This is a genomic window from Salmonirosea aquatica (assembly GCF_009296315.1).
Taxonomy (GTDB): domain Bacteria; phylum Bacteroidota; class Bacteroidia; order Cytophagales; family Spirosomataceae; genus Salmonirosea; species Salmonirosea aquatica.
Genome location: NZ_WHLY01000002.1, coordinates 4,590,900 through 4,611,851, shown reverse-complemented (window position 1 = coordinate 4,611,851; position 20,952 = coordinate 4,590,900). Strand labels below are relative to the sequence as shown.

Below are 20,952 nucleotides of genomic sequence, written 5' to 3'. Positions count from 1 at the left end.
CATCATCCACTCATTCAAAATTGTCTAGTCAAGTACGAATTCCTCCTGCCAATTGTCTTTCTCTTGCCATTCGGGTTGTTTACGCTTGTCAAACAGGTAGTTACCCACAACAAGGTAATCCATCTCAGTACGCATGAAGCAACGATAGGAATCATTGGGGGTAGACACGATGGGTTCGCCACGCACGTTGAAGCTCGTATTGACAATGACGGCATAGCCCGTCAGTTCCTTAAAAGCATTGATCAGTTCCCAGTAGCGCGGGTTGGTTTCCTTATGCACCGTTTGGATCCGCGCCGAGTAGTCAATGTGGGTAATCGAAGGTAGGTCCGACCGCTCGTAATACAGCTTGTTGCGCAGATCCATGGAATCATAACCCGCTGGCAGCGGATTTCTGCGCTCTTCGGCTACGGGATGTACCAGCAGCATATAGGGTGAAATGCCGTCGTAATCGAAATATTCGGCGCAGTTTTCGGCCAGAACCGAGGGAGCAAAGGGCCGGAACGATTCGCGGTATTTTATTTTCAGATTCAGTTTCTTCTGCATTTCGGAGTTGCGCGGATCACCCAGAATGCTACGACCACCCAGCGCACGCGGACCAAACTCCATGCGGCCCTGCACCCAGCCCACCACATTGCCTTCAGAAAGTAGTTGTGCTACCTCCTTACTCAGTTCTTTAAAATCTTCAAAGCGGGTGTAGGTGGCTCCGTATTTTTTGGCGGTCAGTTCCACATCCAGATCCGAGAAAGTCGGACCGAGATATGATCCGCGCATATTGTCATTTTTCCAGGTAATGTTCCGTTCCTGGCCGAAGAAGATGTGGTAGGCAGCCTGCGCCGCCCCCAGCGCCCCACCCGCATCACCCGCAGCGGGTTGAATAAACACATCCTTGAAAATTCCTGCTTTCTGAATTTTACCGTTCGATACACAATTGAGCGCTACGCCGCCCGCCATGCACAGGTATTCGGCACCGGTAAGGCGTTTGGCTTCGCGGCCCATACGGATTACCGCTTCTTCGGTCACACGCTGTATGGCCAGCCCCAGGTTGCAGTGCTCGGCTTCGAGGGTATCTTCAGGGTTACGCTTTTTGAAGCCGAAAAGGCGCTCCCACTCCGGCTCATTGACCATTTTCAGGCCTGTTGCGTAGTCGAAATACTTCTGATTCAACCAAACGGAACCATCTTCCTTCAACTCGATGAGTTCTTTAAGAATGATATCCATGTAGCGGTCTACGTCGGGCGAAGAGGGATTTCCATAAGGAGCAAGCCCCATTAATTTATATTCGCCAGAATTGACCCGAAAACCCAGAAAATAGGTAAAAGCAGAGTATAGAAGTCCGAGTGAATGGGGAAAACGAAGTTCTTTAAGGATGGTAATATCCTTGCCTTCGCCCAGACAAATGGACGCAGTAGCCCACTCACCTACCCCATCAATGGTCAGTATCGCAGCTTTTTCGTAGGGAGAAGGATAAAAGGCCGAAGCTGCGTGGGAGAGATGGTGTTCGGGGAAAAGAATCTTGACGGGTTTTTTCTTATCGTAGCCCAGTTTTACAAGTTCTTCGTTGATCAGGCGTTTGAGGAACATTTTTTCCTTGATCCACACGGGCATGGCCGTGATGAAGGAGCGGATGCCCTTAGGCGCAAAGGCGTAATAGGTTTCCAGCAAACGTTCGAATTTGAGCAGTGGTTTGTCGTAAAAGACGATGGCATCGAGCTGGTTGAGCGTCACGCCCCCGTACTCAAGGCAAAACTGAACTGCATTGGAAGGGAAGCCGGGATCGTGCTTTTTGCGGGTAAAGCGCTCTTCCTGCGCCGCTGCCACGATTTCTCCGTTATCAATCAGTGCCGCCGCCGAATCGTGGTAGAAGGCCGAAATTCCTAATATTTTCACCTACTTATTTAGTTTTTAACGAACAAACGTCGTGGTATTCGCCGACAAAACTAGGAATAAGAACGTTAACTTCAAATGCAGGGCCAAAACCGTAAACTAACTAAAGTCCAAAAACAACCATAGGTTCTTGTGGGGGCTTTGCTCCGGGTCTGGGTACCTGCCCAACTTCCCCAGTTCATAAACTGCCCACACCTGGATAACACGTGGCCATAAGATTGGACGTCCGTAGCTTTCAACCAAGTTATTTTTTCGAAGATTGCCTTTCTTTTTTTGAGTCCCTGATATCCGACTCCGTTCATATTTTAGCGTACTTTGGATGATGAGACAGCCACACGACCCTGTGAAAAGCCCCTTGGAAAAAGGGGTACCTGAAACCTACGAAATCAAAAAGGATACGGCCGGTTTCGCCGGATTGGAAACGGCTTTTGAGGCCTATCTTTTTCAGCGGGTGGAACACTTGGCTACCCAACGACCGGAAAACCTCATTTCGTGGGGACTCTGGAATACCGATAGCAGACGACTTGTTGCTGTTTTTCACCTTGATCACGACGGCAGTACCGCATGGTCGCTTGCTCAAGCCCCCTTGGGCGGACTGCAAGCCACATCAGATCTTCCGGCCGATTCCTTGGTTACTCTTGTGAAGGAAGTTGAACACTGGTGCATCGCACATCGGATTCAGCAACTGGTAGTCAAAAGCGCTCCCGTAGCTTACGATGAAAATCAGGCAATCCTTTTACGTTTAGTTTACCAACGCTGTTGCTTTACCGTCAGGCAAAGGCATGTGAACCACCACATTATGGTCACTTCGACCCCATTTATCGACGGAATCCATCCCTCCGAACGCCGCCGCCTGCGCAAATGCCTCCGGGCGGGCTTCACGGTGGAGCAGTGGCACAATCCCGATCCCGACCAGGTGTACACTTTTTTGTCGGAAAGCCGCCAACGGCAAGGGTACCCCCTTTCCTTGGATATTGCCCAGCTTCGTCGGCTCCTGATCCGGCTACCCGAACAGGCACTGGTGTTTGTCGTGAAAGATGGCATTCAGATCATCAGCCTGACCGTAAGCATTTGGGTCAATTCGAGAATCCTGTACAATTTCTGCCCGGCCGATAACCTCGACTACCGTACATATAGTCCCATGGTTTTGCTTAATAGCTTTCTCTATAAATACGCCCAAAGTTCGGGCATCGAACTGATTGATCTGGGGGTGTCACTGGACCACCTGGGACACGAGAAAGCTTCACTGATGCGGTTCAAGGAAAACCTAGGAGCAGAAAAATCGGAGAAGGTGACGTATGAGAAGATTTTCATCTGACTTTTGCGGTTACTCATACTAATGCAAAAACCTACCGAAACAATAATTTCAGGAGCGCTGATAATACATTAGTTTTGTTGAAACAATCTCTCTTAGCCCGATCGTTTTGAAATCCGTATTTTATTCATTGCTATTCCTTTTCTTCTGTCCAGACCCGACCAACGCGCAAGTTGATCTGAACAAAGGCCTGATCGGCTGCTACCCCTTTGCGGGCAATGCCAATGATCTCAGCCCCAGCCAGAATCATGGCAAAGTGACGGGTGCGGTACTGACCGAAGACCGTTTTGGTGCAAAGAATAGTGCGTATTATTTTGATGGCGTGGATGATTTTATCGAGATAAATTCTAAAATTTTATTACTAAACACATTCAGCTATTCCCTGTGGGTGTCGCCGGAGAGTTTGCCGGCGATAGGGATCGCTTTCTTTCTCATTTCAGTAGGGAGCGATTATGGTGACCAGCATATTTTATTGGGAAATCAATACACCAATGGGTACCATAATGCCTTTTCGCATGGATCTTATCAAGGAGTTGCCCAAAATGTAAGATGTACCAACGACCAAGTGCCACAAACACAAAGGTGGTATCATCTGGTTCTAACTAAGGATGACGACAATTACTATATGTACCTGGACGGAAAATTGATTTGCTCTAATCCCGTGATTGGAAAGAAGGCCTTTTATGGTACCACTACGCCCAAGGCAATCATAGGGGCTAGAAATAACTATGGGCAAGCGTCAAATGCAAAAATTGATGACGTTCACCTGTATGACCGGGCCTTAAGCGAGTCGGAGGTGCTGGAACTTTTCAAAGGCAATACCCCCACCAACCCGGTTGAGTTAACAATCAGCAATTCCAACCCATGTGCGGGCGAAACCATAGTTGCTTCCGCGAATATTGGAACCAATGCCATTCTAAAATGGCGAGTTGATTCCGCTTTTATCCAATCAGAATCAGCTCGTTCCGTAACTGTGTCATTACCAGACCAAACAACGGATTATGAGATTTCCATCAAAGCAGATATAATCCCTGACAGTACTGTATGTTTTCCAGAAAAGCCTCAGTCCATAAGTAAGACTATTCTCATCAAGTATTGCCCTCCCCCACCCACTACCGAGCCCACTAAACTGCTTATACCCTCGGCTTTCACTCCTAATGATGATGGGCATAATGATGAATTAAAAATTTATAATTGGGAAGCTATTAACGGCTTTGAAATTTACATTTATGATCGGTGGGGAGAAGTAATATTTTACTCAAAAGGCTATGAAAAACCCTGGAATGGTAGATACAAAGAGAAAGCTGTTCCTTCAGGTATATACCTGATCAAGGTGTTTTCCAATAAAAAACAAATAAATTCCGCTACCGTCACCATTATTAATTAACCGGTAATCAGCTCAAAATAAAAACACCTACCTACTGCTACCTTTAACAATGAAATTAAAAACAATACAAACTATCTTAAAGCATCCTCTAAATATCAATAACAAGCTATCAGCCCTTACTACTTTCTTCCGAAGAGGAATAGCCACGAGAATCCATTCTTATCCAATGGTTTATCCGTTCATTGAAAATACCTTTTTAGTTATCGAAAAAGGAATGTCAAGCGCAGAATTACAAGTATATACGGGCCTGTACGATACGAACGAAATGCTCTTTATTATGCATTTTTTGCGCCAGGAGGATATGTTCGTTGACGTAGGGGCCAACATCGGGGCTTATACCGTTTTGGCATCGGGTGTGGCAGGTTCAAAATCAATCGCTTTTGAACCAATCCCGTCGACTTTTGCTAATTTGGCAAGGAATACCAACTACAATAATCTTCAGGAAAAAACAAGGTTGATAAACTGCGGAGTTGGCGATAAAGAGGGAAATATTACTTTCACAAATTCACTGGATGCAATAAATCATGTGATCCAGGAAGAAAACTACACAGGCAGTACCATCAGTGTTCCTGTGGATTCACTTGACAATATGTTGTCAGGGATTCCTGTCCAAGTTATAAAAATCGATGTGGAGGGCTATGAAGCTAACGTAATTAATGGGGCTACTCGATTATTAAAAAACCCCGAATTGAAAGTCATTATTATGGAAACCAACGGATTAACCAATCAATATGAATTTGGCCAGAATTACCTGCATGACAAAATCCTAAAGCTTGGCTTTACCCCTTACGCTTATGATCCATATCAAAGAAAACTCACACGCATAACCAATACAAATCCTGAAAACACAATTTACATCCGGGATATTGACTATGTGACACTAAGGGTAAACGAAGGCCGCAAAATTCGTGTTAGAAATAATTTGATTTAATATTTTTTTGTTACCCTTGCCCAAACTCCCTCCACCAGCCCGTTAATTTCTTCCGAAACGCGCGCCCAGACGATAAAAGCCGCGAAAATTGCTAGTAAACCGGCCGATCGCAGTACCAGCACCAGCATGGCCGAAACGATGGTTTTCGGGTAGTCGGGCACTAAAAAAGTTAGCGCATACAAAAATAGCAGCATCAGCGCAACCTGTACCGTTTTGCCCGTGAAGGGAAGTACCCTGAACTTGATGTACACAAACGACATACGGGAGATTGAGTAGACCAGGGTAGTGAGGGCCGTGGCGATCGCAGCACCGGTAAACCCATAGAGCGGGATCAACCACAAATTCAGGGAAAAACCCAGGATGGCCGAGCAGATAATGAACAGCGTGGCGAACCGGAAGTACTTCGAGTACAGGATAATTTCGGTGTTGAGCCCGGTGGCAATGTCGAAAACTTTGACTAAAGCGATAAAAAGTACCACGAACTTACCTTCGCCGTAGGTTTCGCCTTTGGGAATGAGGAAGAAAATCTCGTCGATACTGGCCCAGATCAACAAAAAGAAAAGTCCTCCCGCAATCAACTGGTTCAGAGCCGACTTGCGGTTCATGAGCTGAACGTGAGCCAGATCGTTTTTCAGCAGTGCACCCGAAATCAGCGGAATGGAAATCTGGGCAATGGCCTTGCGGGGAATCTCGATGACGCCCGCGATGTAGGTGGCGATGATGAATATGCCGGTACTGACCAGCCCGCGCTCACCCGCCAGCATAGAGCGGTCAATGAATAGCATCAGGTTGACCCCAATTCCCCCCAACAGGGTAAAGCCACCGTAACCCAGCATCTGCAGGAGCAACGGGTTGGTGAGGATACGGCGATCAGGTAACCGCCAGTACCACTTGCCCAAGTGCCGGATATACACAAACAGGAATACAATGGCCAGTCCGTAGGAGGCTACCATCAGGTATAGCAACAGGTCGAAACTAATCCACCCAATGCCGAAAACGAGGATTAGTACCACATTGGCCAGCCGGAGGTACACTTCCCGGATGAAGTTTGGGATGGCGATCCGGGAATTATTGCGGCAATAGGCATCCAGCACCGAAATATAAATCCAGAATGCCGTGAGGGGTATAACCAATAAATAATACTGCAGAATCAGGGGCGATTGCTCGACGTAATAGGCCCGGATGGCATCGGCGCAGGCTAGGTAAATGACTGCAAACAACAGCGCTCCCACAAAAGGTAACAGCAGCAGAAAGGGCAGGATGCCGTGGTGCTTCTCTTCATCATCACGGAAAAGACCGAAAAACTTGTCGGCAATGAAGGGGGTACCCAGGTGCGCGAAGGCCGAAAACATCAGGCTGTTCTCGAACAGAAGCCGCGAAAGCGCCAGCTGTTCCACCGACAGGAATTTGGTGGACACGTACATCTGGTTGATGATGCCGATGCCCACCCCAATGTACGACCCCAAACCAGCCTTAAGACTCTGACGGACTACGATTCCCAAATTTATTCAGTTGACAGTTGACAGTTGACGGTTGACAGTGGGGACACTGCGTAGTACGTCAATGATGTCAAGGTGATTTTAGGGTAAAAACTTATATATTTTGTGAACGTTCGATGTTTGACATTCAAGCGCCGGGTACCGAAAGTCAAACGTCTTATTGATCGTACTTTTCCTGCAACGTGGCTGCTATGCGTTCGGCGGCGTGGCCGTCCCAAAGGGGCGGGATGGTACCCTGTTTGGCCTGACCGGCCAAGATGCTTTGCACCAGATCGTTGACCGAGGCAGGGTCGAGGTCACTGAGCAAATAGTTGGTACCTAGCTCCACCGTCACGGGCCGCTCGGTGCTGGCCCGGAAAGTGATGCAGGGTACCTGCAGGTAGGTAGTTTCTTCCTGGATTCCACCCGAATCGGTAATGATCAATTCCGCGTGCGTCATCAGATTGAGAAATTCAAGGTACCCCTGCGGTTCCAGTATCGTGATATTCGGCAGCGATTGCAGTTCGTCCAGTAGCCCGAAGCGTTCCATGTTATTGAGTGTGCGCGGATGCACCGGGAACACTACCGGCCGGAGCGCAGCGGTGTTTTTGACGATTTCGAGAATCGACCGCAGACCGGCCTCCACATCCACATTGCTGGGCCGGTGCATGGTCATGAGCACGTATTGTTTTGAGGTAAGTCCCAAGGTAGCTGGTAGGTCGAGTTGTTCGGCTTTCCGGCGGTAATAGGCCAGGGAATCGATCATGACGTTGCCCACAAAATGCACTTTCTCCGTAGGTACTCCCTCTTTTTCAAGATTGTCCAGGCCGGCCTGCTCAGTCACGAACAGGTCATTGGAAATACTGTCGGTCAGGATGCGGTTGATTTCCTCGGGCATCCGGCGGTCGCCACTGCGTAAGCCAGCTTCCACGTGCACCAGCGGCACGTGCTCCTTCACAGCTACCAGGGCACAGGCGATGGTGGAATTGACATCACCCACCACCAGCACCACATCCGGTTTTTCAGCGGCCAGAATCGGCTCAAATTCCAGCATGATTTTCGCGGTCTGCTGGGTGTGGGTACCTCCGCCGATCCCCAGAAAATAATCGGGTTGGGGTAGCTCCAGCTGGTTGAAAAACACGTCGGACATTTTTGCGTCGTAGTGCTGTCCGGTATGAACGATTTTGGATTCGATGCACGCTTGGACGAAGGCGCGGTGCAGCGGTGCCACCTTCATGAAGTTGGGGCGGGCGCCCACAATGCTCAATATTTTCAAGGAAGTAATTTCTTTTTTTGGCAAAAGTAGTGAATGCCGGGGAAAGGTAGGGTACCTGGTTAGGATTGTGCTGTGTTCAATTGGAACAGTAGGGTAATCGACGGGCTGGAAGCCCGTACCACAAGTTCATTGGCGCATCACATAGTCGAACGCGGCCTGGTACTCGCGGATTACGCTATGGATGTTGATTTCTTCTTCGATAATTTTCAGTGAATTAGCCCCAAAGCGCGCCACTTTTTCAGGATCGGCCAGTAATTTCCTCAGGGCTTCGTTCAGGGTACCCTGATCCCCGTTTTCGAAGTAATAGCCGTTGTAGCCTTCGCGTACCAGCCGGCGCTCGGTGCCGTCGGCCTCGGTGCAGACGACCGGTTTGGCGAAGCACATGGCGTCATTGATCGAAAGTCCACCCATGCCGCCCAGCACGTATGCTGTCGAAGCCAGCAAGTACCTACCCAGCGTCAGCGGGTCGTACACTCCGCCCACAAAATTGACCTGCGTGGATACGCCCAGTGACGTAGCCAATTCTTTCAGGTTTTCCTCTTCCGGCCCAAAGCCGATCACTACCAATTCGAGACCGAGAAATTCGGATTGCAGGTCTTTCACCGCCTGAATCAGCATATCCACTCGCTTCCATTTGACGAGTCGCCCCACGTGAATCAACCGATGCAGATTGTGAGGTAGGAGCGGCGGCAAAGTCAGCGCTTCGCGGTAGCTCGCCAGCAACGTATCGGTATCGGGCGAGTTGGCCGCGATGAAAATTTTCTCCTGAGGTACCCCATAGCTACCCGTAATAAGCCGGGCTTCGTCGAAATAGTTGATGTGGGCGTCGGCTAGGGGTAGGTACAATCTTTTCAGGAAAGTAGCTATGCCGAAGGGCAGGTACCCTCGCCAGGTGCGGGCAGTGGGACCGCCCTCGGTCTGGTTTTTGCCCGAAAAATAGTATTCGCGGCTCTTGCCCCAGTAGGGTACATTGAAAGGAATATCGCGGCAAATCAGCCGGGTTTTCAGTTTTTTAAATTGGAAATAAAAAAACGGGTTGAGCACGAAATGCAGGAAATAGGGCCAGGCCGACATGACCACAATATCGGGCTTCATTTCCTGTAAGGTAGGGATGAGATTCTCTAAAAACGGCTTTCCGTACCAGGCCGTGTATTCGGGGAGTTCCACCAGACCAAATTGCGCTCCGCGCGTATCCTCCTTCACGCCCGATCCGATGGTCTTACTTTTCTGCTGCGGCTTGATCAGCACCACCTCGTGGCCGGTTTCGGAAACCATTTTATTGAGTACCAGCGTGAAGTAGTGAGGCAAGCCCACCATGATGAAGCAAATGCGCATTTTTTTAGCTGATAGCTAATGGCTGATAGCCATTGGCTTTTTATTGTTTTTCATTGGAGTAAGAAGTGCATTCATTTACAGCCGGGCGTCCACGGATTCTTTGGGCAGGGTAGCTTTCAAATCAAAAATTACGGAGTTGGCTTCGGTAAAATCGGCGAAATCGAGCGCTTTGAATTCATTATGGGCTACGGCCAGCACCACCGCTTCGTAGGTACCCGCAATGGCACCCGTCAATTGAATCCCGTATTCTTCGGCCACCTCGCCCGCCGAAGCCCAGGGATCATATACATCCACCCGCATGCCAAAATCAGTAAGTTCATTGTACACGTCCACCACTCGGGTGTTACGAATGTCGGGACAATTTTCCTTAAAGGTAATCCCTAGGATCAACACCCGGCTTCCTTCGATCCGGTGGCCTTTTTTAATCAACAACTTCACCAGTTTGTTCGCCACAAAAATGCCCATGTGGTCGTTGACGCGCCGTCCCGACAGAATCACCTGCGGGTAGTACCCCAGCGATTCGGCCTTGTAGGCCAGGTAGTAAGGATCGACCCCGATGCAGTGCCCACCCACCAGGCCGGGCTTGTATTTCAGAAAATTCCACTTGGTACCGGCTGCTTCGAGAACTTCCGTAGTGTCGATGCCCATGCGATCGAAGATAAGCGCCAGTTCGTTGACGAAGGAAATATTTACGTCGCGCTGGGCGTTTTCGATGGCTTTCGAGGCCTCCGCCACCCGGATACTGGGAGCCAGATGGGTACCTGCTTCGATAATGGAATCATAAAGCTGATCCACAAACTCCGCGACTTCGGGCGTTGAGCCTGACGTGACTTTTTTGATTTTGGTCAGCGTATTTACTTTGTCACCGGGATTGATGCGCTCGGGCGAGTAGCCGCAGAAAAAATCCACGTTATAAGTCAAACCACTGGCTTTTTCAAGTACCGGTACGCAGTCCTCCTCGGTGCAACCGGGGTACACCGTCGATTCATAAATCACGATATTGCCCCGCTTCAACACTGCCCCTACCGTCCGGCTGGCGGCCAGCAGAGGTACTAGGTCCGGCTTTTTGTAGCTGTCGATGGGGGTAGGTACAGTCACAATGAACACGTTGCAGGTTTTTAAATCCTCCGGATCATAGGAATACCGCAGCGATTGGGCGGCTTCTAGGCGACTGGTTTCTAGTTCCTGCGTCCGGTCCAGGTGGTTACGGAGTTCACTGATTCGGGACTCATTGATATCAAAACCCAACACCGGGTATAATTGACTAAACTCGACCGCCAGCGGCAGGCCGACGTACCCCAGGCCGATCACGGCAATATTCAAAGCGTTTTTTTCGGGCATCAGATACAGATTGAAACCAAGGCGCAAAGCTATTCATTTTAGCCGTTTCCTGAAAATCACCGTCAGGCCGAGCGCTATACTCCCGAGTTTTACAAGGTACCCACCAAAAAGCAGCGCAATGCCCGTATCTTTGGCGCTCACCAGCAGAGACCCCGTTTATCATTCGTATCTTCCTACTATGTTCTGGCTACGACAACTTTTAAAGGAACCCTACAACGCCCTACGCACCCCCCGCGACCGCGATTTCATTCGCCTGCTGTGGCATTATGGCGACCGCCCGCGCCACGTGCTCACCGAGGTAAAGTTCGGTAGATACCGGCTGCGGGTACCGGATACGATGTCGTTCCTGTTCCAGCATCAGGAGATTTTTGCCGATGAATACTACCTTTTTTCCACCACCCAAAAACAGCCGGTGATTCTGGACTGTGGCTCCAATGTGGGCATGAGCGTTCTGTACTTTAAGGAAAGGTACCCTCAGGCGCGCATTACGGCTTTTGAAGCCGAGGCCAACATTGCGGCTTTGCTCAAAGAAAACCTTCGGACCAATGGCATCGACGATGTACAGGTCATTGATAAAGCCGTGTGGATCAATGGCGATGGCGTCGAGTTCGGGAGTGAAGCCGCCGATTCTTCGTCCATGTATTCCCATTCCGAAAAGAAAAAGGTACCCTCGGTGCGGCTGCGCGACTACCTGCTGGCCGAAGAGCGCATTGATTTCCTGAAGATCGACATCGAAGGCGCCGAAACCGAGGTACTCGCTGACTGCCACGACGCGCTAAGTCACGTGCAGAATCTGTTCGTGGAGTTCCACTCCTATCCCGGTCATCCGCAAGCGCTGGCCAGCGTGGTCCGGGTATTTGAAGAAAACGGCTTTCGCTACTACCTGGACACCAACCAGCACCGCAAGCGGCCCTTTGTCAACCACCGCTACCGCAACAATGACGTGATGGATCTGCAGCTCAATATTTTCGGCTGGCGCGAAACAAAATAGGCACCTACCTACCTGCGTAAGGATTGGGCGGAAATACGTGAAAGGCAAAGCCCTCTTTTTTCATCGCGACCTGTACGTTTTCAGAAGGCATTTTCTTAAAAATCACCGCGCAAAGTACCTGTGAAGGCATCAGCGAGGCTTTGACCAGAAAATCATGCAGGGCTAGTTTGCGTTTGATTTTGCGGAAAGCGGGCGAAGAATCGTCGGCTTTTTCACTGCCAGTGGCGGTGTTGTAATAATTGTTATTAATCCCCTTGAAAGCTACGGCGGGCAGGCCGATGCCGTTGGCCAGTTTGTCCATTTCGCGTTCCGACAACTTGAATACGTAGTTACCTACCTCTTCGAACGAATAGCGGTTTTTCCAATATTTCTGCAGCGTGGTCGTATTGCGCCGGTCCAGCAGATTACGCATGGCCAGCAGCAGGGGCATTTTGGCGATGGGATCGTGGGGTTCCACCAGAATCACCGCTTCGCGGGCCACACGGATCATCTCATAGACGGCCAGGTAGGGCCGGGGAAAATGGTGGTAGGCTTCCTTGCAAAAAACATAATCGAAACTATCGTCGGCAAAACTCAGTTTCTCGGCATTTTCGACCGAGTATTTATCCAGAATGCCATGCGATTTCGAGAGGGGCAGAAAGGTATCGGCAATATCCGTGGCCGTCACGTCCAAGCCTTTCTCGTAAAAGTAGTTGGCATCAAAACCGTAGCCATCGCCCACAGTGAGCCAGGTTTTGCTTTCCTGGGTAAAAGGCTGAGCCAGATTGAGTAGCCGCTGGTGAATCCAGTGATTGATCGTGTGCTCCTCCCGGTCGCGCATCCACCGTTCAATGGCCCCCTGCCGGGCTTCTTGCGTGGCGTATTTTACTTCAAACCAGCCCGAGTGGGCTTCATGGCTTTTTTTTTCGGTGGACATGCTTTTGGGACTTAGGGTAGGCACTTTTCGGCAAATAGCTTTACTAATAGGGCAAGTTTCGCTACCAAATTTGATTTGTTAAGATTCGGGCAAATATACAGCAGCATTCGGTGATATTGGATGATCCGCGTTTTGGATCATCCCGTGTAAAACGTTTTTTTCTGCCTGAGCGTGGCTGCTCATTTCCAAAAATTGAATCGGGCTTTAGATAGGTAGAAAAAGAACAAAATGCACCGAATCCGGACCAAAGAATTTTGAACTAAGTATCTTGCGGCATGATTCTCCACCTCAGCACATTTCAGTGGGAAGGCGGGGCCGCCGTGGCCGCTTCGCGCCTCAATCAGGCCCTGCGCAACCACCATGTCGACTCGCATCTGCTGGTACACCGCGCGCAAAAACCCGGCCCCGGCGTGACCGCCTGGGCCACTTCCGACTGGGAGCAAAAAGTGTTCTGGGCCCGGTTTGCGGCCGAGCGGCTCGCCTTTTTGCCTTATGAAAAAGACAAAAGTGTGCGCTTTGCTTTTTCACCGGCAGCCGTTGGGGTACCCCTTGAAAAGCACCCGATGGTGCAGCAGGCCGACGTCATCAACCTGCACTGGATCAATTTCGGTTTTCTGTCGCTGGCGGGTCTGGAACGGCTGTTCGCGCTGGGCAAACCCATCGTCTGGACAATGCACGACATGTGGGCCTTCACGGGCGGCTGCCATTACAGCCGGGGATGCGAGCATTTCCGCTCGCACTGTGGCCATTGTCCCTACCTGGCCCGGCCCGGTACCTACGATCTTTCATTTGAGATATTTGAACAAAAAAAGAGTCTCTTTGAGCGTACCTCCGTCACCTTTGTTTCGCCTAGCCAATGGCTGGCCGGGCTTACCCAACAAGCCGCGCTGACCTCTCGTTTTGCCTGCCACCGCATACCCAACCCCATCGATACCACGCAGTTTGCGCCTTTGCCCAAAACCGACCTGCGCCAGAAAATGGGCCTACCAACCGACAAACGGCTTATTCTTTTTACCGGAGCCAATACCCAGGACTACCGGAAAGGGTACCCGTATTTCAAGGAAGCAGTGAACCAGTTGAAGGTACCCCAGGCGAGCACGGAAATATTGGTTTTTGGCAAGTCGACCCCCGGGGCCTACCTTGACCTTAACCTGCCCATTCACGATTTAGGCAAGCTTTCGGATCTGTCGCAGATCGCCGGGGCCTACGCTGCCGCCGATGTGATGGTGGTACCTTCTCTGGAAGACAACCTGCCCAATACTATCCTGGAAGCCATGGCTTGTGGTACCCCCGTGGTGGGCTTCGAAATCGGCGGCATCCCCGACATGATCGACCACCGCACCAATGGTTTCGTAGCCAAATACCGTTCGGCGGAGTCGCTGGCGCAGGGCATTGCGTGGGTACTCGATAACGACCGGGAGGGAGCGGTTTCGAACCAAGCGCGTCAGAAAGTGCTCAGTACCTATACCGAACAGGTAGTGGCCCGCCAATACAACGAGTTATACCAGTCCCTGCTTTGACCATGCCTCAGCTTACGATCATCACGATTACCTATAATGCCGAAAAATATCTGGGAAGAACGCTCCAAAGCGTTGCCACCGCGGCCCGGCTGGTACCCGGTGTAGCCGATAGCATCGAGTATATTTTAGTAGACGGGGCCTCCACAGATGCCACCCTCCAAATCGCCGAACGATACAGTCTTATCCTTAGCCGCATCATGTCGGAACCCGACCACGGGCTGTACGACGCTATGAACAAAGGCCTGAGCCTGGCTACCGGTGAGTACGTGTGGTTTCTGAATGCGGGCGATGAAATACACGACGGCCAGGTACTATCGCGACTTTTCCACGCTTTCGAAAGCCAGGCCGATGTGTATTACAGCGACGCACTATTTGTTGGAAAAAACGGCGAGTCCGTCGGCCTGCGTAGTGAGGTTACGCCCCATAGCCTCCCGAAAAAAATACATTGGCGTGATTTTGCCCTGGGAATGAAAATATCCCATCAGGCATTCATCGTGCGGCGGGAAATCGCCCCGCCCTACGACATTACCAACCTGAGCGCCGACATTGACTGGGAAATCGAATGCCTCAAAAGGTCAAAAAAAACGGAGTACCTACCCTTTATACTGTGCCGGTACCTGGTGGGAGGCCTCTCCACCCAGCAGCATCGACGTTCCCTTTTGGATCGATTCAAGGTACTCCGCAAGCATTTCGGCTTGCTGCCTACACTGTGGAACCACGCCCGCATCGGGTGGCGGGGGGTGCGATTTGTCGCAACGAAGAAAAAATCACGAGTGAATACGTGATAGAATGTTTGATCTATTCACTCATTCACTATTTAAAGAATTAACGATTCATCAGGCATCCCACGGCTTCGGTCTGTTTTTTCAAAATAGGGTACCTTCCCTTGATCGCCACCAGGGCATCCTGTAAATAGTGTTCGGTGGGTTCCGGGCGGTTTTTGCCCAGGGCATAGTACCAATTGTCGATGGCTCCCCGGTATAGTACCTCCCCGCGGGCGTCTGTCACCACCACTTCGGGCGTAACCGTAGCCCCCCAGCGCTTGGCCAGCGCGTAATCGTGGTCGATTTCTCCCGCAAAAGGCAGGTCGTAAGCCTGGTGGAAGCGTTTGATTTCGCGCTTTTTTATGACCGGCGAATCATATATTCCCCGGAAAACTACCTCCTCGGAAGCATATTGCGCGTGCAGTGTCCGCAAGGTACGGGTGTAGGACTGACAAATGGGGCATTCGGGATCGAGGAAAACCCAGACAGTGTACTGATTTTCGAGTACCGGGCCGGCTGCCTTCGGATCAGAATAGTACAAGTCGGCAGGACCGCCGGAAAAAACACTCAGAAAAAAAATAAGCAGGAATTTCAAAATACAAAAATCTAAATAGACTAAGAATTACAAAAATTACAGAATACTATTGGGCGAACCTCCAATTAAATAAAACTTTTGTTGGAATTCGAGTGTTTTACCTCTTATTTCACGATCCTATTCTTTATTAGATACCAATTTTTGAATTAATCTACTATTTAATTGAACGCCGTAATTAAATCTGAATAATAATTACCGACTTCCACATAGCCGGTAAGGCTTTTCAAATAATAGGTCTTGTTTCTAACCCTGTTTTTCAGAAAATTGGTTTCTTTTAAATTGAGGATTGCGTTTGGGGGTCAAGCTGACTAAGGCGTTGTGCTTCAAGGACTGCCCATAAATTACAAAAGTAAGTTGAATATAACGATCTAATTTTTAATTGTTTATTACAAATCAGTATCTAAATTCAGTAACCATTTATGAAAAAAACAACTTTACTCTTTCTCTTCTGCTCCCTGCTTTCCCTATCGGCAGTGGTGGCGCAGGAAATTACCGTCACGGGCAAGGTGACAGCCGCTGAAGATAACTCGGTGCTGCCCGGCGTAAGTGTGCAGGTGCAGGGTACCCAGCGCGGCACTCAGAGCGACGCGTCAGGCAATTACTCGATCAGTACCTCTCCAAACGCGGTGTTGATATTCAGCTTCGTAGGCCTGGTTCCGCAGGAAATATCCGTGGGCAACCGCAGTCAGATCGACGTGCAGCTCTCGGCAGACACCCGTTCGTTGAGCGAGGTAGTGGTAACGGGCTATGGTACCCAATCCAAGCGTAACCTTACGGGTAACATTGCCAAGGTGAGCGGCGCTGAAATCGCCAACACGCCTGTGACCACTTTCGAGCAGGCCCTGCAAGGCCGCGCTGCCGGCGTACAGATCACTTCACTCAATGGCAAACTCGGCCAGGGTATACAAATGCGCATCCGGGGCTCATCGTCGGTGACGGCCAGCAACGAACCGCTGTACGTATTGGACGGTATTCCATTGACCACGAAGGACCAGGGTACCAGCTCTGCTCCCCAGAATCCCCTTGCGGACATCAACTTCAATGACATCGAGTCCATCGACATTCTGAAAGATGCTTCGGCAGCGGCTATCTATGGGGCCCGGGCATCCAATGGTGTGGTGCTGATTACGACGAAAAAAGGAAAATCCGGTAAAACGAAATTCAGCGTGGGCTACCAGATGGGAAGCAGCAAACCTACCCACCTGCGCGACTGGCTCAATACTGCACAGTACGTAGAATTGTTCTCGGAAGCCGTTCAGAACGAAATCGATGCGGGCAACCTACCTGCTTCCTACCTGACGGGAAGCACCTACAGCCGCTTCGACCGTTATGCAGCGGGCGATCGGGCGGGCTGGCAAACCGGCAAATTCGATACGGATTGGCAGGCCGAAGCTTTTCAGAAAGCGCCCATGGGTCAGTTTGACATCAGTGCCAGCGGCGGCGACGCCAAAACGCGGTTCTTTGTGTCGGCACAGTACCTCGACCAGAAAGGAATTTTGATCAAAAACTCCTTCAAACGCCTCAGCGGCCGCGTCAACCTCGACCACAAGGCGACCGACAGGCTGACGTTGGGCGTCAATGTGAATCTGGCGCGTACGGTCAACGGTCGTCTGTCGAACGATAACGCTTTTTCGACGCCCCTTCAAATCATCGCCCTACCGCCCATCACCCCGGTGATCGATCCTCGTACCAACGAACTGAGCGGCAACTACACCCTTTACTACAACCCACTGCTCAACCGGGATTTTTCTTCCAATGTGTCTACTTCCTACCGTATCATCGGCAATATTTTTGCGGAGTATAAATTCACCAATTGGCTCAAATTCCGCAGTGAGCTGGGAACCGACATTTACAATCTGAACGAGGATCAGTACTTCGGCAAGGAAACCTCACGCAATACGGGCGCTCCCAACGGACAAGGATTCAGTTCATGGGCGCAAATCACGAACTATACCACCAACAATTTTTTTACGCTGGGAGAGACTTTCGCCGACAAGCATGACGTGGACTTGATTGTGGGGATGACCTTTCAGAAGTCGGAGGCTTCCTACAATTCGGTGACGGGACAGGAATTCCCCTCCAATGCCTATCGGAAAGTCATCTCGGCAGCCAACATTACGGCGGGTAGCTCTTCGGGCAGTAATTTTAGCTTTTTGTCCTACTTTGGCCGCGCCAACTACCGCTTTCTTAACAAGTACCTCCTGTCGTTGAGTGGCCGGGTAGACGGTTCTTCGCGTTTCGGGGCTAATAATCGCTACGGCTTTTTTCCGGCAGCTTCGGTGGGCTGGGTCATTTCCGATGAGACGTTCTTGCAGGATATTCCGTCGCTCAGTCTGCTTAAGCTACGCGCAAGTTACGGCCTGACAGGCAACGCCGAGATTGGCAACTTTGATTCATACGGACTGTACCGCGGCGACGCCGGGTATGCAGGGGTACCCGGACAGAGGCCCGAGCAAATCGAGAATCCCGACCTGCGCTGGGAACAAACCACTCAGGCCGATATAGGACTTGAGTTCGGGTTCTTCGCAGGCCGCTTGTCGGGCGAGGTGGATTATTACGTCAAAAACACCCATGACCTGCTGCTGAACATCAACGTACCGGGTACCTCCGGCTTCCGTTCGCAGCTGCGCAACATCGGTGATCTTGAAAACAAAGGCTGGGAGTTTGTCCTGCGTTCGGACAACACCACGGGCGCTTTCAAGTGGAGTACCTCGCTCAACCTGGCGGCCAATCGCAACAAAATCCTGAACCTGGACGGCCAGGTGATCGAAGGCGGCTACATCAACCGCGCAGTCGAAGGCCAGCCCATCGGTTCATTCTATTCCATCGAGTACGCCGGGGTGGATCCCGCCAACGGTGACGCGCTGTACTATGTCAATTCGGAGCGTCCTGATGGTTCGCTGGACCGCAACACCACCAATAATCCCAACGAGGCCCAGCGCGTCGTGATCGGAAACCCAAATCCCAAGCTGGTGGGCGGGATTAGCAACAACTTCTCCTACAAGGGCCTCGAATTCAACATATTGTTCCAGGGACAAGCCGGTAACGACATTTATAATGGTGGTGGCAAGTTCCAATCCGCTAATGGCGACTTCTTCGATAACCAAACCGTGGATCAGCTGGACCGCTGGCAGAAACCCGGCGACATCACCAACGTACCCCAGGCCCGGCTTTTCGGAGCTAATGGAACGGCGGAATCATCGCGTTATTTGCAGAAAGGCGATTACCTGCGCCTAAAGAACGCCACGCTGTCATATACTCTACCGGTTTCGCTGACCAGCCGTGCCAAACTGGATCGGGTACGGCTGTACGTCACGGGACAGAACCTGCTGACTTTCACCAAGTACACGGGCTGGGACCCGGAAGTCAATGCTGACTACCTGGCGGGTAACATTGGTTTGGGTAATGATTTTTACTCCGCCCCCCAGGCCAAAACGATCATCGTAGGTCTCAACCTGGGCTTTTAAATCAAGGGAAATTGACGGTTGACAGTGGATTGTTTTTCTGCATCCTAAGAAGATACTTTCCACTACTCCATCGCATAATTCATATCTACTATCTCATAGCTAAAAACGACTTATGAATCCTCTATTTAAAAATATACTTCCCTACGCATTTTCGGGCGGTCTGTTGCTGCTGAGTGGCTGTGCGGGGCAACTCGATGTAAAACCTGTCAATACCATCGATGCGGGTGCCGCGGTGGCTACCTCCGGTGATGTGGAAGCCTTGCTGGTGGGAGCCTATGATGCCCTGGGTGACGCCGACGTATACGGCGGCAATCTGCTGCGCGACGCCGACCTGCTGGGCGACGACGGCGAGATATTCTTCGATGGTACCTTCGTGGCTCCCGACGAAATCTTCCGTAAGAGCCTGCTGGTCAATAACAGCCAGGCCGAAGTAACCTGGCTGGACTCCTACCGCGCCATCAACATCGTCAACAATGTACTGGCTAATCTCGACGTAGTGACCGACGCTAACCGCGACCGCGTGGAGGGTGAAGCCAAATTCATTCGGGGTACCCTGTACTTTGAATTGGTGCGTATGTACGCCAAAGCCTGGACCGATGGTACCCCCTCGGCCAACCCAGGCGTACCACTGGTGCTGGCCCCTACGACCGAAATCACCGAGGAGGCCAAGGTAAGCCGCAACACAGTGGCCGAAGTGTACGCGCAGGTGGTCACTGACCTGACCGACGCCGAAACCAAACTACCCGCCACCAACGGTTTTTTTGCCACCAAAGGGGCCGCGGCGGCCATGCTGTCGCGGGTGTACCTGATGCAGCAAAAATACCCTGAGGCGGCTAACGCGGCCACCCGCGTCATTGAGTCGGGCCGGTATGCTTTGGTAAGCACCGATGAGGTGTTCGACTTGCGGGTCAATCAGAACGGTACCAATACCGCCGAGGATATTTTTGCCATTCAGGTTACCTCCCAGGATGGCGTCAATTCTGCCAATACGTTTTATGGAGCGGCGGAATACGGCGGTCGGGGCGATATCCTGATCGAAGACGCCCATTTGGCCCTGTACGAGGAGGGAGACAACCGCGCCGAGCTATTCTATCAGGCCGAAAATGGTGGTATCTACACCGCCAAATGGATCAACCAGTACGGCAATGTCAAGATTTTGCGCCTGGCCGAAATGTACCTGACCCGGGCGGAGGCTAATTTTCGTAACAATTCCAGCATTGGGGCCGCTCCAGCGACCGACCTGAATCTGATCCGGACGCGGGCGGGGTTGGCTCCTATTCCAGTGGCTTCGCTGACGCTGCCCGCCATTTTGAAGGAACGCCACCTGGAACTGGCTTTTGAAGGGCACCTGATTCATGACATCAAGCGCACCAAGGGCAGCGTCGGTGCGCTGGCATTCGATTCGCCCAAGCTGGTGTACCCGGTGCCGCGCCGCGAGATCGACGCCAACGGCAACCTTACTCAGAATGCCGGCTATTGACCGGGACTAGTGTGAAAACAAACGAATTTACTATGACCCCAGTCTAACCGGCTACAAAAAGCACCACGTCAGCCGCGTGGTGCTTTTTTATATCGACCATTATTGCCAAAACGTCGATTATGTAGTCGATTATTTCAATAAATCCCCGCTTCCACCGTTAATTTAGCCGATCCCCTTCTTAACCCTGAAAAATTCTTTTGTCCGCAACATAAAAGGGTCTATTTTGCGTATCTATGAATTTACCGAAGACCTGCTTATCAAAACCATATAAC

At 50.9% G+C, this 20,952-nt stretch carries 15 protein-coding genes; 8 read left to right on the top strand and 7 right to left on the bottom strand.

Annotated elements, in window-relative coordinates; translation table 11 throughout:
- Positions 1-24 precede the first annotated feature (24 nt).
- A complete protein-coding gene (locus GBK04_RS20065; RefSeq protein ID WP_373331160.1) occupies positions 25-1,887 on the bottom strand; it encodes a carbamoyltransferase family protein in 1,863 nt (620 codons plus the stop codon).
- A gap of 316 nt (positions 1,888-2,203) precedes the next feature.
- On the opposite strand from GBK04_RS20065, the gene GBK04_RS20060 reads away from it, so the two are divergent.
- From GBK04_RS20060 to GBK04_RS20050, 3 genes are all read left to right on the top strand, one after another.
- On the top strand, positions 2,204-3,202 hold the full coding sequence (locus tag GBK04_RS20060) for a GNAT family N-acetyltransferase (RefSeq protein WP_152762758.1): 999 nt from the start codon (positions 2,204-2,206) through the stop codon (positions 3,200-3,202).
- Between the two features lie 106 nt (positions 3,203-3,308).
- On the top strand, positions 3,309-4,586 hold the full coding sequence (locus GBK04_RS20055; RefSeq protein ID WP_152762756.1) for a LamG-like jellyroll fold domain-containing protein: 1,278 nt from the start codon (positions 3,309-3,311) through the stop codon (positions 4,584-4,586).
- A 49-nt stretch (positions 4,587-4,635) separates the two neighbouring features.
- Positions 4,636-5,517, top strand: a complete 882-nt coding sequence (locus tag GBK04_RS20050; protein ID WP_152762754.1) for an FkbM family methyltransferase — start codon at positions 4,636-4,638, stop codon at positions 5,515-5,517.
- Here GBK04_RS20050 and GBK04_RS20045 read toward each other — a convergent pair.
- The 4 genes from GBK04_RS20045 to GBK04_RS20030 all read right to left on the bottom strand — a co-directional run bounded on the left by GBK04_RS20045 (position 5,514) and on the right by GBK04_RS20030 (position 10,947).
- A complete protein-coding gene (locus GBK04_RS20045; RefSeq protein ID WP_373331159.1) occupies positions 5,514-7,019 on the bottom strand; it encodes a polysaccharide biosynthesis C-terminal domain-containing protein in 1,506 nt (501 codons plus the stop codon). The two genes, GBK04_RS20050 and GBK04_RS20045, sit on opposite strands and share 4 nt — an antisense overlap.
- Before the next feature lie 154 nt (positions 7,020-7,173).
- Positions 7,174-8,271, bottom strand: coding sequence for a non-hydrolyzing UDP-N-acetylglucosamine 2-epimerase (wecB, locus tag GBK04_RS20040; RefSeq protein WP_152762752.1), 1,098 nt, complete (start codon positions 8,269-8,271; stop codon positions 7,174-7,176).
- Between the two features lie 126 nt (positions 8,272-8,397).
- The gene (locus tag GBK04_RS20035; RefSeq protein WP_152762750.1) at positions 8,398-9,606 is read right to left on the bottom strand and encodes a glycosyltransferase family 4 protein; all 1,209 of its coding nucleotides are present in this window, start codon (positions 9,604-9,606) and stop codon (positions 8,398-8,400) included.
- Positions 9,607-9,681: 75 nt separating this feature from the next.
- Complete coding sequence (locus GBK04_RS20030) at positions 9,682-10,947, bottom strand: nucleotide sugar dehydrogenase (protein ID WP_152762748.1); 1,266 nt, start codon at positions 10,945-10,947, stop codon at positions 9,682-9,684.
- A 178-nt stretch (positions 10,948-11,125) separates the two neighbouring features.
- Between GBK04_RS20030 and GBK04_RS20025 the strand changes: the two genes are divergently transcribed.
- A complete protein-coding gene (locus GBK04_RS20025) occupies positions 11,126-11,938 on the top strand; it encodes an FkbM family methyltransferase (protein WP_152762746.1) in 813 nt (270 codons plus the stop codon).
- A 4-nt stretch (positions 11,939-11,942) separates the two neighbouring features.
- Here GBK04_RS20025 and GBK04_RS20020 read toward each other — a convergent pair whose 3' ends face one another.
- Positions 11,943-12,854 (bottom strand): class I SAM-dependent methyltransferase, encoded by a 912-nt coding sequence (locus GBK04_RS20020; protein WP_152762744.1) that lies wholly within the window; start codon positions 12,852-12,854, stop codon positions 11,943-11,945.
- Between the two features lie 275 nt (positions 12,855-13,129).
- Here GBK04_RS20020 and GBK04_RS20015 point away from each other — a divergent pair, with 275 nt between their 5' ends.
- Together GBK04_RS20015 and GBK04_RS20010 are read left to right on the top strand one after the other, a co-directional pair.
- Positions 13,130-14,374, top strand: a complete 1,245-nt coding sequence (locus GBK04_RS20015) for a glycosyltransferase family 4 protein (RefSeq protein ID WP_152762742.1) — start codon at positions 13,130-13,132, stop codon at positions 14,372-14,374.
- Positions 14,375-14,376: 2 nt separating this feature from the next.
- Entirely contained in the window at positions 14,377-15,159 is a 783-nt protein-coding gene (locus tag GBK04_RS20010; RefSeq protein WP_152762740.1) for a glycosyltransferase family 2 protein, read from the top strand.
- 40 nt (positions 15,160-15,199) lie between these two features.
- On the opposite strand, the gene GBK04_RS20005 is transcribed toward GBK04_RS20010, so the two are convergent.
- Complete coding sequence (locus tag GBK04_RS20005; RefSeq protein WP_152762738.1) at positions 15,200-15,733, bottom strand: thioredoxin fold domain-containing protein; 534 nt, start codon at positions 15,731-15,733, stop codon at positions 15,200-15,202.
- Between the two features lie 419 nt (positions 15,734-16,152).
- On the opposite strand from GBK04_RS20005, the gene GBK04_RS20000 reads away from it, so the two are divergent.
- Positions 16,153-19,200 carry a SusC/RagA family TonB-linked outer membrane protein gene (locus GBK04_RS20000; RefSeq protein WP_152762736.1) on the top strand — a complete coding sequence of 1,016 codons (3,048 nt, stop codon included), beginning with the start codon at positions 16,153-16,155 and terminating at the stop codon, positions 19,198-19,200.
- Between the two features lie 112 nt (positions 19,201-19,312).
- Positions 19,313-20,680: a RagB/SusD family nutrient uptake outer membrane protein gene (locus tag GBK04_RS19995; RefSeq protein WP_152762734.1), complete on the top strand. Its 1,368-nt coding sequence runs from the start codon at positions 19,313-19,315 to the stop codon at positions 20,678-20,680.
- The last annotated feature ends 272 nt before the right edge of the window (positions 20,681-20,952 follow it).

What these genes read in the sequence shown, in the direction of transcription:
- GBK04_RS20060 (WP_152762758.1), top strand. Translation starts at nt 2,204, where the DNA reads ATGATGAGACAGCCACACGACCCTGTGAAAAGCCCCTTGGAAAAAGGG.
- GBK04_RS20050 (WP_152762754.1), top strand. Translation starts at nt 4,636, where the DNA reads ATGAAATTAAAAACAATACAAACTATCTTAAAGCATCCTCTAAATATC.
- GBK04_RS20035 (WP_152762750.1), bottom strand. Translation starts at nt 9,606, where the DNA reads ATGCGCATTTGCTTCATCATGGTGGGCTTGCCTCACTACTTCACGCTG.
- GBK04_RS20030 (WP_152762748.1), bottom strand. Translation starts at nt 10,947, where the DNA reads ATGCCCGAAAAAAACGCTTTGAATATTGCCGTGATCGGCCTGGGGTAC.
- GBK04_RS20025 (WP_152762746.1), top strand. Translation starts at nt 11,126, where the DNA reads ATGTTCTGGCTACGACAACTTTTAAAGGAACCCTACAACGCCCTACGC.
- GBK04_RS20020 (WP_152762744.1), bottom strand. Translation starts at nt 12,854, where the DNA reads ATGTCCACCGAAAAAAAAAGCCATGAAGCCCACTCGGGCTGGTTTGAA.
- GBK04_RS20015 (WP_152762742.1), top strand. Translation starts at nt 13,130, where the DNA reads ATGATTCTCCACCTCAGCACATTTCAGTGGGAAGGCGGGGCCGCCGTG.
- GBK04_RS20010 (WP_152762740.1), top strand. Translation starts at nt 14,377, where the DNA reads ATGCCTCAGCTTACGATCATCACGATTACCTATAATGCCGAAAAATAT.
- GBK04_RS20000 (WP_152762736.1), top strand. Translation starts at nt 16,153, where the DNA reads ATGAAAAAAACAACTTTACTCTTTCTCTTCTGCTCCCTGCTTTCCCTA.
- GBK04_RS19995 (WP_152762734.1), top strand. Translation starts at nt 19,313, where the DNA reads ATGAATCCTCTATTTAAAAATATACTTCCCTACGCATTTTCGGGCGGT.